11 protein-coding genes are annotated in these 15304 nt (G+C 64.8%); 5 read left to right on the top strand and 6 right to left on the bottom strand.

All coding sequences use genetic code 11. From position 1 onward, the window contains the following. Positions 1-207: 207 nt before the first annotated feature. Together V5734_RS01255 and V5734_RS01250 are read left to right on the top strand one after the other, a co-directional pair. A complete protein-coding gene (locus tag V5734_RS01255) occupies positions 208-1461 on the top strand; it encodes an ROK family protein (protein WP_347313692.1) in 1254 nt (417 codons plus the stop codon). Next, a complete protein-coding gene (locus V5734_RS01250; protein ID WP_432759654.1) occupies positions 1458-2978 on the top strand; it encodes a CRTAC1 family protein in 1521 nt (506 codons plus the stop codon). The genes V5734_RS01255 and V5734_RS01250 overlap by 4 nt, the downstream gene beginning before the upstream one ends. On the opposite strand, the gene V5734_RS01245 is transcribed toward V5734_RS01250, so the two are convergent. Next, positions 2975-4285 (bottom strand): cytochrome-c peroxidase, encoded by a 1311-nt coding sequence (locus tag V5734_RS01245; protein ID WP_347311724.1) that lies wholly within the window; start codon positions 4283-4285, stop codon positions 2975-2977. The genes V5734_RS01250 and V5734_RS01245 overlap by 4 nt on opposite strands. 113 nt (positions 4286-4398) lie before the next feature. Between V5734_RS01245 and V5734_RS01240 the strand changes: the two genes are divergently transcribed. Continuing rightward, positions 4399-5232, top strand: coding sequence for a YihY/virulence factor BrkB family protein (locus V5734_RS01240; RefSeq protein WP_347311723.1), 834 nt, complete (start codon positions 4399-4401; stop codon positions 5230-5232). Here V5734_RS01240 and V5734_RS01235 read toward each other — a convergent pair. The 5 genes from V5734_RS01235 to V5734_RS01215 all read right to left on the bottom strand — a co-directional run bounded on the left by V5734_RS01235 (position 5226) and on the right by V5734_RS01215 (position 13756). After that, positions 5226-8774: a translocation/assembly module TamB domain-containing protein gene (locus tag V5734_RS01235; RefSeq protein ID WP_347311722.1), complete on the bottom strand. Its 3549-nt coding sequence runs from the start codon at positions 8772-8774 to the stop codon at positions 5226-5228. The two genes, V5734_RS01240 and V5734_RS01235, sit on opposite strands and share 7 nt — an antisense overlap. Further along, entirely contained in the window at positions 8774-10615 is a 1842-nt protein-coding gene (locus V5734_RS01230; RefSeq protein ID WP_347311721.1) for an autotransporter assembly complex protein TamA, read from the bottom strand. The genes V5734_RS01235 and V5734_RS01230 overlap by 1 nt, the downstream gene beginning before the upstream one ends. A 104-nt stretch (positions 10616-10719) precedes the next feature. Beyond that, positions 10720-11751 (bottom strand): ABC transporter substrate-binding protein, encoded by a 1032-nt coding sequence (locus tag V5734_RS01225; protein WP_347311720.1) that lies wholly within the window; start codon positions 11749-11751, stop codon positions 10720-10722. Then, on the bottom strand, positions 11721-13094 hold the full coding sequence (locus tag V5734_RS01220; RefSeq protein ID WP_347311719.1) for a sensor histidine kinase N-terminal domain-containing protein: 1374 nt from the start codon (positions 13092-13094) through the stop codon (positions 11721-11723). Before V5734_RS01220 ends, V5734_RS01225 begins: the two co-directional genes overlap by 31 nt. Next, entirely contained in the window at positions 13091-13756 is a 666-nt protein-coding gene (locus tag V5734_RS01215) for a response regulator transcription factor (protein ID WP_347311718.1), read from the bottom strand. Before V5734_RS01215 ends, V5734_RS01220 begins: the two co-directional genes overlap by 4 nt. A gap of 134 nt (positions 13757-13890) precedes the next feature. On the opposite strand from V5734_RS01215, the gene V5734_RS01210 reads away from it, so the two are divergent. Together V5734_RS01210 and V5734_RS01205 are read left to right on the top strand one after the other, a co-directional pair. After that, complete coding sequence (locus tag V5734_RS01210) at positions 13891-14859, top strand: Bug family tripartite tricarboxylate transporter substrate binding protein (RefSeq protein WP_347311717.1); 969 nt, start codon at positions 13891-13893, stop codon at positions 14857-14859. Then, entirely contained in the window at positions 14859-15299 is a 441-nt protein-coding gene (locus V5734_RS01205) for a tripartite tricarboxylate transporter TctB family protein (RefSeq protein WP_347311716.1), read from the top strand. Before V5734_RS01210 ends, V5734_RS01205 begins: the two co-directional genes overlap by 1 nt. Positions 15300-15304: the final 5 nt, after the last annotated feature.

Genomic DNA, 15304 nt, shown 5'->3' with positions numbered 1-15304 from the left:
ATCGGCGGATTCGCCGAACTACACCAACGCTGCCGATAATAATTTCGCTTGTCAAATTAAAAAAGCCGGATCAGACTGGCGCAGGGCACGAAAGCTGCGCAAAATGGCGAAATATCTTGCGATATTTTCAGGCCGCGCAAGAGAAAACCCGCTTTTTATTAGGTCGACTAAATAATGAACCACCGGAAGTTGAGCAACATACAGCGGATGGGGACCGCGGCGCGCGGCTGCGGGCCGCTGATCCCGTCCCTTTCGGAATCGTCGCGGCCCCTGCGGCAGCAGATCTTCGAACGTGTGCGGGCGGCAGGGCTGATGCCGCGTGTTCTGGTGGCCAAGGAGCTGGGCGTCAGCCCCGCCTCCGTCACCACGCTTACGTCCGAGCTTATCGAAATGGGGCTTTTGATCGAAGTTTCGGCGCGACGCGATACCGCCGATACCGGCCGGGGCCGTCCGGCGGTCGCTCTCGGGGTGAAGGCTGATGCGCGACTGGTCGCGGGCATCAAGCTGTCGGACCGGGAACATACGGCTGTGATCGTCGACTTCGCCGGAAACCTCGTTGCGGACGAGGCCATTCCGCGCAATCCGGGCAGCATGGAACTGTCGGATCTGGTCGATGCCACCGAGGCGCTGATCGACCGCATCTGTGCCCGCGCCGGCATCCCGGTGGAGCAGTTGAGCGCCATTGGCCTTGGTGTTCCGGGGTTCGTCGATTCCCACAGCGGATACGTCCACTGGTCCCCGGTGCTCTCCTCCCGCTACGTTCCACTGGCTGCCGCCGCGACCGAACGGTTGAAGGTTCCGGTCCATATCGACAACGACGCCAACCTCGTGACGCTGGCCGAACAATGGTTTGGCGCAGGGCGCGGCTTGTCGAATTTCGCCGTGGTCACCATCGAGCATGGTGTCGGCATGGGCTTCGTCCTCAATCACCGGATCTATCGCGGCGCGCACGGGATGGGGATGGAGCTTGGCCACACAAAGGTGAAGCTCGATGGTGCGCTTTGCCGTTGTGGGCAGCGCGGCTGTCTTGAAGCCTATGTCGCGGATTACGCGCTTGTCCGCGAAGCGACGACGGCGTTGAACCTGACCAATCGCGAGACGCAGTCCGTCAACATCCTGCTCGAAAGTCTCTTTGATCATGCCAAGGCCGGCAATTCCGCAGCGCGCTCGATCTTCCACCGTGCCGGCCGCTACCTGGCGCTGGGCCTCGCCAACGTCGTCAATCTTTTCGACCCCGAACTGATCATCTTGTCCGGGGAGCGGATGCGCTACGACTACCTTTATGCCAACGAGACACTTGCCGAGATCAAGGAAATGGCGCTCAACACCCGAAGACCGGTGCCGAAGATCGAGATCCACGCTTGGGGCGATCTCCTTTGGGCGCATGGGGCGGCCGCACTTGCGCTTTCGGAAGTGACGGAACGGGTCCTCGGCGCAACGCGGGAAATGGCAGCGCAATGAGGATCCTGGCAGCCGTCGCACTTTTGACAAATCCGGCATGCGCAGACCCTGTTTTTGTGGACCGCTCAGGGGGGCTGCCCGACCCGCATGTCTATGGCGGCGGCTGGGAGCATTTCGTCGGCGGCGGCGTTGCGGTCTTTGACTGCAATGGCGACCGGAAGCCCGACCTTCTCGCTGCCGGCGGAGCGAACGCCACACATCTCTTTGTCAACGCCACCGAGGCCCCTGGTGCAGCGATCCGTTTCACCGAAGGCGGCCTGCCCGACCTGACTCACGTTACGGGTGCCTATCCGCTGGACATCGACGGCGACGGTTTGCTGGACCTTGCGATTTTGCGGGTCGGTCAGGATCTGCTTTTGCGTGGCGGACCAGACTGCACCTTCTCGGATGCTTCGGAGGATTGGGGATTTCATCCGCGCGACGCATGGTCCACCGCCTTCACCGCAACATGGGAAGCCGGGCAGGACATGCCTACCCTGGCCTTCGGCCACTATGTCGACCGCGCGGATCCGGACGGACCGTTCGAGGCTTGCGATACATCCGACCTCTTTCGTCCGGACGGTCGGCACTACGGAGCCCCGGAAATCATTTCACCCGGATTCTGCGCGCTGTCTATGCTCATGACCGATTGGCAGCGGAAGGGCGAAGCCGAACTCCGCATCTCGAATGACCGGCATTACTATGTGCGAGGCGGCTATGAGCAAATGTTCCGCCTGAACCCCCTGTCGGAGCGGACGAGCGACTGGCCGCACGTCTCCCTCTGGGGAATGGGAATCGCCAGCCAGGATATCAATGACGACGGGCTGCCGGACGTGATGATGACCTCGATGGGCGACCAGCTTCTCCAGCTCAACACCGGGTCCGGCTTCCGCAATGCACCCTATTCCATCGGCACTTATGCGCAGCGGCCATTCCTTGGCGACGATGGCAGGCCGTCGACCGGTTGGCATGCCGAGTTTGGCGATATCGACAACGATGGGCGCGCCGACCTATTCATCGCCAAGGGCAATGTCGATCAAATGCCCTCGAACGCGATCCGCGACCCGAACAACCTTCTGATGCAGCAGCCGGACGGGACCTTCGCCGAAAAGGCCGATACCGCCGGGATTGCCACGACGGAGCGGTCGCGGGGCGCGGCGCTCACGGATCTCGACGGTGACGGGCGCCTCGACATCGTCGTGATCAACCGGCGGGCGCCGATGGAGATCTGGCAGAACCAGACTGCCGTTACTGGTCATTGGGCGGAAATAGACCCGCATCTGAAGGGTAATACCCGCGCCATCGGCGTCTGGGTCGAATTGAGGGCGGGTGGCAGGGTCAGTGCGAAAGAAGTCACCGTCGGGGGCGGGCATGCCGGCGGACAAACTGGGCCTGTGCACTTCGGGCTCGGCACAGAAACGGCGGCAGAACTGCGCGTGATCTGGCCAGACGGCGTCGCGTCGGACTGGACGCCGATCCCCGTAGACCGGATCACCGAAGTGCGCCGGGACGGAACCGCACTGAAGATCGCCCCCTAACGGTCGACCGGCAACCCGCTCGGCACACGCTCCGGCACGCCGAGCCGGCCGTCGATGGCGCCCTGATCGCGCAGGCTTTCCAGGAAGGCGATGATCGCGGCGATCTCGGCAGGATCGAGCGGCTTGCCCGTAATGGCAGTCGCCTCGATGGCCGCGACTTCATCCGGGGAGTCGAGGATCACCCAGTCGGGCTTGGCGAGGTCAGCTTTCGGAAGGATGGCAAGCTTTCGGTCATACCCGCCAAGCCCCACTGACGGATCGGCATGATGAGAAAGGAAGGAAGACAAATCGGACCAGGCGCCGCTGTGCCCCCAAGGCCCGGTCGCCGTCACATTCCGGAGCGAGGGCGTTCGAAATGCGTAGGCGTCTTCTTTCCGGTTCGTAACACGCATCCGGCCGAGATCGCGGGAATGGCTTTCGAAACGCTCGGCCTTGCCCGGTCCGAGCTGCGGTTCCCCCATTGCGTGAAAGCCCTGATCGGTCTGGAACTTTCCGGAATGGCAGGCTGCACAACCGGCTTCGCCATAGAAGAGGTCCATGCCCTCACGCGCATCGGCCGTCAACGCCGGGCCCCCACGCAACATCCGGTCAAAGGGCGAGTTGTCGGCGCGCCATTCGAGGGCGATGAAGGCGGCGATGGCGTTGGAAAGATCGGTGAAGGCGATCGGCCGACCGACCGCGATCTCAGGATAGGCCGCATCGAACAGCGCCTTGTATTGCGGGATCGCCTCTACCCGCGCCGAAAGGATGTCCCAGGCGCCGCCGGGTCCGGTGAGCAAGCCCTCTCGCACCGCCGTCGAGACATCGTTTTCCTGATAGTGCCCGGCCATCTCGTCCGGTGACAGGACCGGAAACATCGTCTGGGCCGAAAGCACCGAGGCGAAGCCCGTGACCATCTCGTCCTCCAGCGGAGTCCTGAGGCCAGAGGGGCGCGATGGATCGGTTTCGATCCGGCCGTCATGGAAGAGGATGGTGAACTCGCGCGCACCGAGGTTGAAAAGCGCGGGCGCATTACGGGGAATGCGTTGCTCGGGCAGGTTCGCGGGGTCCGGCCGCCGCTCCGGCCCGAGACCGATCCCGCCCTCACCGAGGCCGAGGGATAACCCGTCCGAGGTCGCGAAACGCGGATGGTGACAGGTCGCGCAGGATATGTTGCGGTTGCCGGAGAGGATCGGGTCGTAGAAGAGAAGCTGGCCAAGCCGCGCCTCCGCCTCCGAAACCGGCATGTAGTCCGCGTCCGTCACCGGCGCGGGCACCTCTGCCCGCGCGGCCCCGGCGATCACCACAAGAGCGAATACAAGCCGCACGGCGAATCCTCCCGTTGACAGTGATAGCGCCGGCCGGGACCCAAGACCACAATCGGATTGCGGCGATGGGGCGGGCGGGCGAACATGCCACGACCAACCGGAGTCAGGATAACGTGATCAATCCCGCATATCTCCTGAGACTCGCCAACGCGGTCTGGCATGCGATGGACGAACGCAACCTCGGCTTGATCGCGGCGGGGGTGGCCTTCTACACGATGTTCGCGATCTTCCCGGGGATGGCGGCGACGATCGCGATCTGGGGCTTTTTCGCGGACCCGGTGGTGATGCGCGACTATCTCGACCAGATACATGGGCTGATCCCGGACGCCGCCTACGGCGTTATCGAGAACCAGTTGACCACCCTCCTCGCGACGAATTCGAGCACCTTGGGCTGGACGACGGCCGTATCGCTCGCCGTGGCGCTTTACTCCGTCCACAACGGGGTCGCGGCACTGGTGACCGGGCTGAACGCGATCCACGCCCGCCGTCATAGGCCGGGGCTGATGCGAATCCTGGGGTCGATCCTTCTTACGATGACGCTGATCGCGCTGGTCCTCTCGGCGCTCGTCGTCGTGGTGCTTGTGCCGATCCTTCTGAATGTGATCCCCCTGGGGCCGGCGGAAGGGTTCATTCTCCGCTATCTGCCGTGGGTGGTCATGTTCCTCGTGCTGATGATCGTTCTGGGCCTCTTCTACCGCTGGGGCCCGAACATGGAGGATGAGCGCCATTCGTGGCTTACGCCCGGTGCGATCCTTGCGGCGCTTCTTTGGGCGGGCGCATCCATGGCATTTTCCGCCTATCTCACGAATTTCGGCAGCTACAACCGTATCTATGGCTCCATCGGCGCAGTGATCGCGTTGCTGATGTGGCTTTATATCTCGGCCTATATCGTGCTGTTCGGCGCAGTGCTGAACGCAGAGAGGGAGAGGCTGTCGCGCGCTCAGTAATCGCGCTCGTAATAGATCCCGATTCCGGTATCGCCATCCGATCCAAGCGTTCCGCGTGCCTTCACGCCTGGGCGGATATCGAGGTTGAGGTTGATCTCGCTCTTGCCATCCGAACCGATGGTGACATCGGTGTAGACCTTTTCGGAAAGGTACTTGCCGGCCCGAAGTCCGGCCCCCCCGTCCTCATCCGTCGTTACATCGAAATCATCGAGACCGAACCCCTTGCGCAGCTTCGACACGATCCCTTCGCCGCCTTTGCCCGCAAGAGTCGCGACGGCCGAGGCAAGTTGCGCGGCCTGGAACGGCGACAGGCTCGTCAGGCTACGCCCGAAAAGCAGATGCGCGATGACCTCTTCCTCCGGCAATTCGGGCGAGGACAGGAACCGGATCTCGGGCGCCAAGGCTTCGCCCTCGATCACGATGGTCGCGGTGATGCCATCGGTATTGGTCGCGGCGGAGAAGTGGATATAGGGGGTGAGCGCACCCTGAAGCTCGATCAATCCCTCGTCGATGGTGAAGCGCTTGCCAAGGATGTCGAGTCGGCCGCGGATCAGGCTGAAGCGGCCCGAAGGGACGATGTCCGCCGTCGTCCCGGTCAGCCGTAGTGCGCCGCCCATTTCGGCGTCGAGGCCGCGACCACGGACAAAGATACGCTCCGGCGCGGATATCGCCAGATCGAGTCCGTAGGCAGGCCCCCGGTCGCGGGCGGCGCCATCGGCCTGCGCAAGGCCGGCACGGACGCGGGTCTGGTGGACCGCGGCGGGTTCGCTCACATGGCGGATGTCGGTGAGCGCCGCGTTGCCGCCGAGCCCGGTCGACGGGACCCGGACCTCGGCCCGGCCAAGCGCGACTGCGCCCGAAATCAGCGCGCCGCCAACGAACGGTCCGCGCACCGAAACCGCCCCGCTGACGGTGGTGTCGTAAAGGTCGGGATCGCGAAGACGGACCTCGTTCATCCCGATCGACAGATCGCCGTCAAACGGCGCGGAGAGGGTCACCGGGCCTGAAATGTCGATCCGCCCGCCGCCGCGCACATTGGCGCCGCCGGATAGTGTCGCCCGTCCATCAGAGAGATCGGCGGCAAGCCCCATCGCCTCAAGCTCGAACCCGAAGGTTGGCGCGACCAGCCGGGCATTGTCCAACCCGACACGTCCGGAAAGGGACGCAAGCCGCAGGGGTCCGTTAAGCCGAAGATCGAAAGACACCGGCCCCTCGACGTTGCGGGGTGCGATGAAGGGGTTGATGATCGCCGATTGCGCTCCACCCGCGATCGAAAGGTCGGCACTTCCGAAATCGGGCGCGAGCGTCCCGGAGACACGGGCCGACGTGGCGCCCGGTCCTTCGCCGCTCAGATCAACGGTGTAGCCCTCGGCCGTCTCGGTAACCCGGCCTTCAGCGGTCAGCGGGCCAGGGAAACCGGGTGCGAGAAGTGCCATGTCGGCGAGGCGGGCGGAAAGGTCGATGCGGCGCACCTCATCTTCGATCAGCCCTTCGGCCGTCAGTGTAAGTTGCGGGTTCGAAAGCCGGAACGTGTCGAGGCGGATCCTTCCGTCGCGCTCTTCGGCGGTGATCCGGAGCTCGGAGGCACCAGCAAGAAGGCGGTCCGCCTCGGCCTGGCCAACACCGAGACCGGCGGCATCGGCGCTCAGGGTTATGTGCCTGACGCGACCGTCTTCATAAAGCCGTGCCTCCCCGGTCATCGCGCCCCGGTAGCGGTCGCCAAGAACCGAGAGGTCGCCGAAATCGAGCGTCGCCGTCAGATCGCTCGCCCCGGTGCGAAGCCGCCCGGTGGCGGACATGCCCAGAGTCGCGGCGACAAGGTCGAGCTGCCGGATCTCGATCCCCTCCGTATCGCGATGGACGGACGTCACGATGCTGGTTTCGTCGCGCAGAAGCCGGTCGAGTTCGGGCTGGTCCACGGTTAGGTCGCGGCCCTTTACGGTCGCCTCGACGTCGAAAAGTCCCGACAAGATGCCGCCCGAGCCTGAAACCGCCAGCGCCGCGCTGCCGCCGAGCGGACGGCCGGCGAGGCCGGAGAACCGGCCCATGTCGGCAACGTCGGCTTCGACCTGGCCGCTGAGGACGGCGCCGTCCTCCAGGCCGGCAAGCGTGAGCCCGCCCTTCGCGCCGTAGCCCTGTCCGGTCACATCGAAAACCGGTACTCTGAGCGGCGCGCCCTGCTGCCAGTGGAAAACAGCACGACCGGATAATTCTGGCCCGAGCGCGTCGGCAAGGTTGGCGTCGGTCGGTTCAAGTCCGTTGGCTGCAAACGTGATCGTGCCACCGACCCTTGCCGCATCGACGCCGCCTTCGCCGGGGCGCCCGATACGGCCCGACCCGTCAAGCGTCACGGCGCCGATCGAAATTTCTGCGCGCCTGAGACCACGCATCGTCCCCGCAAGCTTCCAGCCGTCCCCTCGCGCCTGATCGTAGCGGAAGGTCAGTTCGGCCGACCTGAGATAGGTCTTCTCGCCCGGAATCGGCAGCAGCACGTCCCCGCCGGCAGCCAACCCGATCCGCGTGGTCAGCGCCGCCTGCAACGGCAGCCCGCCGGGCGCGAGGCTGAGGCGCCCGGTGACGTCGACACCCCGTGATCCGAGGACGAGCCGGGTGAGGTCGAGCTGTCCCGTGGGTGCGCGCCTTCCGTCGGCTTCGAGCGTGACATCGGTCCCGAAGAAATCCTGATACTCCGGCAGAAGCAGCGGTGCGATATCGCCACCGAGAACCGCGCTGAAGCTCCGCTCCGGTGCCGCACCATCCGTTGCAGTGGCCAGCAGTGTGACGGTGCCCTTCATTCTTGGCGCGCCATCCGTCGTCAGCGCAATGTCGGTCCGGAAATCGTCGATGACGCCGGCACCATGCACGGCAAGCTCGATCGACGGGGTGCCGGGCAAGCCGATCAAGTTGGCCGCGATCCCGTCGGCCTCTTCCGCAACGAGAAGGTCGAGCGTCGCCTTGCGCGTCGCGTTGGCGTAGCTGCCGGTCAGCGATACCCGGCCGTCGCGCCCGTCGATCCGGCTGACCGAGAGATCGGCCGAACCTTCGCCGCGTTCAAGCTGCATCGTGCCGTCAAGCGTAACCTCGGCCGCCGCACCGAAAAGCGCCTCGCCAAGAACCACCCGGTTCGCGTGGATCGACCCGATCTGCACCGCGACCGGCAGCTCAGGAAGGCTGAAGCCTGACGCCTCGGCCGCGGGTTTGCCGGCGCTGGGACGTCGGGGCAACTCGATCTCGGCCGCCGTCATCTCGCTGATCTCGACACGGCCGGACAGGAGCGCGGTGCGGTTCCAGCCGATGGCGCCATCGCGGATCGTCAGCCAGACGCCGTCCGCGTCGGCGATGGTCAACTGGTCGAACGTCGCCCGGGACGACAATGCGCCCGCAAAACCATCAATCCGGACAGTCCGGCCGAGGGCCGACAGGTTGTCTTCAAGAAAGGCGGTCAGGAAATCGCGGTCCCGTTCCGTCGTTTCAGCCGTATCCTGCGCTTGGGCGGCGAAGGTCAGGAGTCCGATGAGAAGGCTGAGGAGAAAGCGCGGCATCAGAACGCCTGCCCGATGCCGACATAAAGCTGCACGCCGTCATTGGTGGAACCCGACACCGGCATCCCGACATCGAACCGGATCGGTCCGATCCCGGTATTGTAGCGAAGGCCCAGGCCCGCCCCCGAGTGCCATTCGCCATTGCCGCCGAAAAGCTCCTCGTCGCTGACAAAGCCGGCGTCGTAGAATGCGACAGCGCCGATCTTCTCGGTGATGTTGGCGCGGAGTTCGCCCGAGAAGCCAGCAAAGCTTAGACCCCCGGTCTCGACGGTGATGGTCGCGGTCCTTGCCAGCGGTACGCCGAGCGATTGGTAGGGCTGGCCCCGGACCGTCCCGCCGCCGCCAGACCAGAAGAGGTAGTCGGGCGGCGTTTGACCCAGCGAGGATCCGATCACGGTGCCAAGGTGAAGCCGGCCGGCCAGGACGATGCGGTCATCCGCGCCAAACGCCCGGTAGGCCCGCGCGTCAGCCTTGATCTGACCGCCGGAACCGGTCGTGCCGAAGCCGTAGAACGGCGTTACGTCGGCATCGAGGTAATAGCCTTTGCGCGCATCGAGGGGTTTGTCGCGATTGTCCCAGGTCAGGGAAAGCGGCAGCGCGACAAGTTCGTAATCAATGCTGCCCGTCGCAAACTTGGCGGTCGCGGTGATGTAAGAGATCCCGGCCTCTGCGGTGATATGGTCGCCGAACTGCCGGGTCAGCCCGAAATTGAACTCAAGCCCGTCGACCGTCAGATCGACGATCTCGGCCCGCGCCGCGCGCACTTCGACGAATGCCGAGGCATCGGTGACGGGCGTCGCCGGTCGGTCGATGCGAACGCCGACTTCATAGCCGACCCCGTCGATATCCTGGCCGCCAATACGCTCGAGCGCACCGTCGACGCGAAGCCGTTCCGCCCCGCCGAAAAGATCGCGATGCAGCCAGTAGCCGGACAGGCTCAGACCTTCAGAATTCGATACCTCGGCGCCGAACCCGAAGCGGCGGAGCTTTTCCTCGGACACGACAAGGTCGATGTCGAGTGTGCCATCGGGGTTCGGCTGTTCCGCCTCGGTCAGAGCAACGGAGCGGAACGCGCCGGTGCGGCGAAGTCGCGTCGCCACCTTGTCGAGCGTTTTCGGATCGAAGACCTCACCGGTCGGAAACCCGGCGATCTTCGCGATCCGCGTCGGCTTCATCCGTTGGTAGCCCGACATCGAAAGTTGTCCGAACCGCAAGCGCGGTCCGGGGTCGAGCAGGATTTCGGATGACAGGGTGGCGTTCCGGTGGTCGGCGACGATGATCTGATCCGCGACTTCGGCTTTCGCATGGCCGATGTTGCGCCAGCCTTCCACGCCTGCATCCGCTGCATCCACGATCGCGCCCGATCGCGCGATCTTGGTATCGCCGTAGGCGGGCGGCAGTTTCGTGCCCTTGGCATAGGGTTTCATCCGCGCCTTCGAAAACGTGAAGCGCGGGCCCGGGGTTACGCTGATTTCCACTTTGCTGATCGTGGAGGGCGCGTCGAGGGGCGGAATCTCGGCCGCCTCGCGCCCGTCGATGCGGATCCGGATCACGCCGGAATAGAATCCCTCGGTGTAAAGCGCTCCGATCAGCCGTGCATAGTCGGCGCGGGCGGCCGCGAAGACACTCTGACTGTCGGTCTGGCCGCTTCGTTCCGCGTCGGCAACGAGCGAGGCGGCACGAAGCCGGTCGGTCAGGTCCTTGTCTGCGCCGGGTGTCGTCAGAACGAACCGGTCAAGCGCGTAGGCAGGTTCGAGAGGCAGAGCAAGAAACGGGCAAAGGAGCGCGGCCCAGCCAGTCTTCCGCAAACCCGATTGCACCAGTCTCACAACACTCCCCACCCTAAACTCCCTACAATTTCCTAAGTCGCAGCAAATGGCGCTGATTTCCAGAGTTCAAAGACAATTCACGCACCATTTGGCCGATCCACCGCGAAATTGTGATGTCAGTTCCGGCTGAGCGCGGCGGTCCATTCATCGAGGAAGCCACGCCGCTTGAGCCTGTCGAGGAAGACGAGCAGCCCCGGCTCAAGCCGCATCGGTCGCAGATGCGGGCCACGCGACAGCGCCACTTCGTCGATCGGCGGAAGTCCGGCCTTGTCTCGAAGCAGCCTCTGCCCGTCAGGACCGAGCAGGAAATCGAGGAACCGGCCGCCGAGATCGGGCGCCCGCGCCGAGACCGGGATAAGCCCGGTCCGCAACAGCGTCAGAGTGTAGTCCTCCAGTTCGATCACCTCGGCGTCCGGGTCACCGTCAAGCCGTGGCTCGGCGTAACTGCCCAGGACGTTATAGGCGAGGACGAGCTGCCCCTGTTTCAAATCGGTAATCATTTCGTTCGACGTGGTGTAGAGGCGCGGCGCGAGGCCGCCCATCACCTCTGCCAGACGCCAGAAACTGTCCGACTGGCGCGCGTCCTGAGTGGCAAAAAGATAGCCGGCACCCGAGAGTTCCGGATTGTAGGTGCCGATCCGCCCTCGAAACCGGTCGGGATTATCGCGCAGGACCTCAATCAGATCGCGGCGCGTCTGCGGCAGAGGAAGGCCGCCGAAACCCGAGCGGGAGGCGATCAGCACGACATTCTCCTGTGCGAAGGCAAAAAGCCGGTTTTGCCAGTGCGCCCACGCCGGAAGCTGGGCGGTCGGGCCCGAGCCGTAGGACGCGGCGAACCCGTCATTCGCGAGCTTCATCTGCAAATCCATCGCCGAGGAGATGACGAGGTCGAAGGCCAGCCCCTCGTCGTGGATGGCAGAAAAGACGGCCTGTGAGTTCGCAACGGTGTAGCGCACCGCTACGCCGGGCTCGCGGCTCTGAAAGTCGGCGATCAGGGGTTGCAGGACGGACGTGTCGGTGGTCGAGAGGATCGAAAGCACCCTGAGTTCCGGCTCGGCTGAAGGGAAAAGAGTTTCCTCTTCGACCGGAAAGCCGGCGGCGACGGCCGCATCGAGGATCAGGACAAGGGCAAGAACAAACGCGCGCATGCGCCGCCTCCTTCTCGTTCCGTCAGTTCGAACCGCCCGCCATGCGCGGCCACCACCTCTTCCACGATGGTCAGACCGAGGCCGGAGCCGATGACGTCGCCGACGTTTTCCCCCCTGGCGAACCGCTTGGCGAGCCGCGCCTGCGCCTGTCCGGAAAGGCCCCGCCCCCGGTCGGCGACCTCGATCCGCGCGTCGCTGCCGGTGGTCAGGGACACGTCCACTGTCGTTTCGTCGGGCGAATACTTGACGGCGTTGTCGAGAAGGTTCCTGAGCGCCGCCTCGATCAACGCCCTGTCGCCGCGCACTTCAACCGCTCGGTCGGTGCCCGTAACGCGGATCGTCAGATCCTTGAGGTCGGCGGTCGGCCGAAATGCCTCGGCCTGCGCCTCGACGAGTTTTGCAAGGTCGAGCGTTTCATCCGCCATCCGGTCGGAGCGATAGACGACGGTGGCGTGGTCAAGGAGCTGCCCCGCAGAGCGGCTGCTTTCCTCGACCGCCCGGATGACGGCGCGGAGCGTGTCCCGGGTCTCTTCGGAATTGCTCTGCCGCATGGCGATCTCGGCGCGCGCCCGGACGGTTGCCAGGGGTGTGCGGATATGGTGCGCGGCTTCGGCGATGAAGGTTTCGGTCCGGCTGAGCGCGCCCCGCAGGCGGGCGATGAATCCGTTCAGCGCGGTCAGTAAAGGGCGAAGTTCGGCAGGCGTCGGGTGATCGACCGCGCGCAGGTCGCGCGGACCGCGCCGGCCCACCGAATCCGCAAGCCGGTTGATCGGGCGAAGCACGCTGCCCGCAGTCAGAAGCGACAGCGCGGCGGCGAGAGCGAAAGACCCGAGCCCGAGCGCCGCCGCGCGCTGCGCGACACGCTGGGCGATGGCCTCTTGCCCCTGCCGGGTCTGGGCGACCAGAACGAGGACGGGAACGGGCTTGCGCGCCACAAGAACCATTCGGCTGACGGCGGCTATGCGCACTTCGGTATCGCGGTAGGCCCGCGTGTAGAAGACCGGCGCCACAGCCGCGCCTGCCGCGTCCGGCAAGGGCAGGTCGTCGTAACCCGTCAAGGTCTGCCCGGCAGCGTCGATCCGGTAGAACACCCTGTCGGCAGATATCGAACCGAGGATTGAGAATGCCTCATAAGGAAGATCGACGTCGACGTCATCGTCGCCACCCTGAAGGCGTTCGGCGATGGCAAGCGTCGCCGCGCCAAGGACGCCGTCTTGGGTCGCCTCGGCCGCTTGATCGGCGACGGTTCGGACCGTGAAATAGAGAACGATCGCCAGAACCGCCGCGATCCCGAGAAGCTGGAGCACCAGCCGGAGACGGAGGGAAAGAGGCGCGCGCCTCATCCCGATGTCAGCCGGTAACCGATGCCGCGCACCGTTTCGATCCGCGCGCCCGATCCTTCAAGCTTCTTGCGGAGCCGCGCGACATAAACCTCGATCGCGTTGTCGGTCACGCTTTCGGCATAGGAAAAGAGCCGGTCGCAGATCTGGCCCTTGGAGAAGATACGCTCCGGCGCGGCGAGGAGAATCTCTAAAAGGCGAAGCTCCCGGTTTCTCAACTCGCGAAGCTCACCGCCGACGGACAGGGTGGCGTTCAGCGGATTGAAGGTCAGCCCGGCGAAATGCTGCACGGTCTGCAACGCGGCGCCCTTGCGGCGCAGAACGGCCCGGCAGCGGGCCTCCAGCTCGGCGAAGTCGAAGGGCTTGGTCACGTAGTCGTCCGCCCCGAGGTCGAGGACGTCGACCCGGTCGGAGACCTCGGCCCGCGCGGTCATGACGATGATCGGAGTATCCCTGCCCGAGCGGCGCTCGGCGGCGAGGAAGCTGCGCCCGTCGCCATCGGGAAGGGAAATATCGAGCAGGATCAAGTCATAAGGCGCCGCCGCCAGGCAATCGCGCGCCTCGGCGAGCGAGGCGGCGGGATCGACGGCATGACCGTCGAGGCTTAGCCGGTCGGCGACGGATTGCGCCAGATCGGGATTGTCTTCGACGAGGAGAAACCGCACGAGCTTCCTTCTCTACGGCTATGACAGGTTCCTGTCAGCTTTCCCGCGAATCGTGGCGCATGCAAGGGGGTCGGTCACGGTGGAATTGTCCGCCGGGGGCTGCCTGGCACGAAGAACTGTCTGGGAGGACACCAATGAAATTCACCCTTCTGAAGGCGCTGGGCACCAGCGCCGCGATCAGCCTCATGGCAGCCTCGTCGGCCTGGTCGACCGAGTGCATCGCGCCCGCCAATCCCGGCGGCGGCTGGGACTTCACCTGCCGGCAGGTCGGCAAGATCCTGTTCGACATCGGTCAGGTCGACGCGCCGGTCCAGGTGACGAACATGGCGGGCGCCGGTGGCGGCCTTGCCTTCTCGACCGTCGTGGCCGAGCGCAACACCGATGCCGACCTGATCGTGGCGGCCTCGTCCGCGACGACGACCCGCCTGGCCCAGAAGGCCTTCGGTGACGCGACGGCCGATCAGGTCCGGTTCGTCGGCGCGATCGGTGCCGATCCCGGTGTCATCGTCGTTGCCGCCGATAGCCCGTTCCAGACGCTGGGCGACATGGTCGAGGCGATCAAGGCAGATCCCGCATCCGTCGCCTTCGCCGGGGGCTCTGCGGCCGGCGGCTTCGACCACATGAAACCTCTGCAGGTCCTGAAGGCCGCGGGCTTCGACGACATCACCGCGGTGAAGTATATCGGCGTCGATGGCGGCGCGGATGCGATTACCCAGACCGTTGGCGGCTTCACCCAAGCGATGACCGGCGACATGTCCGAGATCGTCGGCTTCATCAAGTCGGGCGAGGTCCGCGCGCTGGCGGTTCTGACCGAGGAGCGCGTGCCGGGCTTCGACGACATCCCGACCGCGAAGGAACAGGGCTTCGACGTCGTCGCGGTGAACTGGCGCGGGCTCTACGTTCCGGGAGGCATTTCGGACGCTGATTTCCAGAAATGGGCCGACCGGCTTCAGGCCGTGGCGGACAGCGCCGAGTGGAAGGAAGCCATGGCCGCCAACGGTCTTGCGCCCTTCACCAAAGTCGGCGGCGACTTCCAGTCCTGGATCGATGGCGTGATCGCCGAGACCGCGGACCTCAGCCGTGAAATCGGTGTGATCCAGTGATGAAAACCGACCGCGTCTTCGGAGTGGTCGTGATTCTTGTGGCGCTCACCTTCATCGTGAGCGCCTACAACCTTCCGGCCGGAAACATCTTCGACAAGCTTGGCCCGAAGGCCTTTCCCATCATCGTGGGGATAGGGATGATCCTGAGCGCCGCGATGTTGGTCATCAAGCCGGATCCCGAGCCGGACTGGCCGGGCATGCCGACGCTCCTCGCGCTCGGTTTCGCGACGGCGGTTTTGATCGGATATGCCTATGCGCTGAAGCCGCTTGGCTTTCTGTTTCCAACGGCGATCGCCGCATCGGTCCTGAGCTATCAGATCAGCCCAAAGCGCGTGCCTGCCATTCTGACGGGCGTTGGCCTGTCCGTCGGCCTTTTCGTCATCTTCAAATATGCGCTGGGGCTCAGCCTGTTCGCATTGCCGCGTAGCCTGATGGGCTGAGGGAA

This window comes from Defluviimonas sp. SAOS-178_SWC, from assembly GCF_039830135.1.
Classification (GTDB): Bacteria; Pseudomonadota; Alphaproteobacteria; order Rhodobacterales; family Rhodobacteraceae; genus Albidovulum.
The sequence above is the reverse complement of the archived record's forward strand: the minus strand, read 5'-3'. Positions and strand labels throughout refer to the sequence as shown.

Excerpts from the sequence above, each read along its gene's own strand:
- V5734_RS01235 (WP_347311722.1), bottom strand. The coding sequence starts at position 8,774 with ATGCCGCGCTTTCTCCTCAGCCTTCTCATCGGACTCCTGACCTTCGCC.
- V5734_RS01220 (WP_347311719.1), bottom strand. The coding sequence starts at position 13,094 with ATGAGGCGCGCGCCTCTTTCCCTCCGTCTCCGGCTGGTGCTCCAGCTT.
- V5734_RS01255 (WP_347313692.1), top strand. The coding sequence starts at position 208 with ATGGGGACCGCGGCGCGCGGCTGCGGGCCGCTGATCCCGTCCCTTTCG.
- V5734_RS01250 (WP_432759654.1), top strand. The coding sequence starts at position 1,458 with ATGAGGATCCTGGCAGCCGTCGCACTTTTGACAAATCCGGCATGCGCA.
- V5734_RS01225 (WP_347311720.1), bottom strand. The coding sequence starts at position 11,751 with ATGCGCGCGTTTGTTCTTGCCCTTGTCCTGATCCTCGATGCGGCCGTC.
- V5734_RS01210 (WP_347311717.1), top strand. The coding sequence starts at position 13,891 with ATGAAATTCACCCTTCTGAAGGCGCTGGGCACCAGCGCCGCGATCAGC.
- V5734_RS01205 (WP_347311716.1), top strand. The coding sequence starts at position 14,859 with ATGAAAACCGACCGCGTCTTCGGAGTGGTCGTGATTCTTGTGGCGCTC.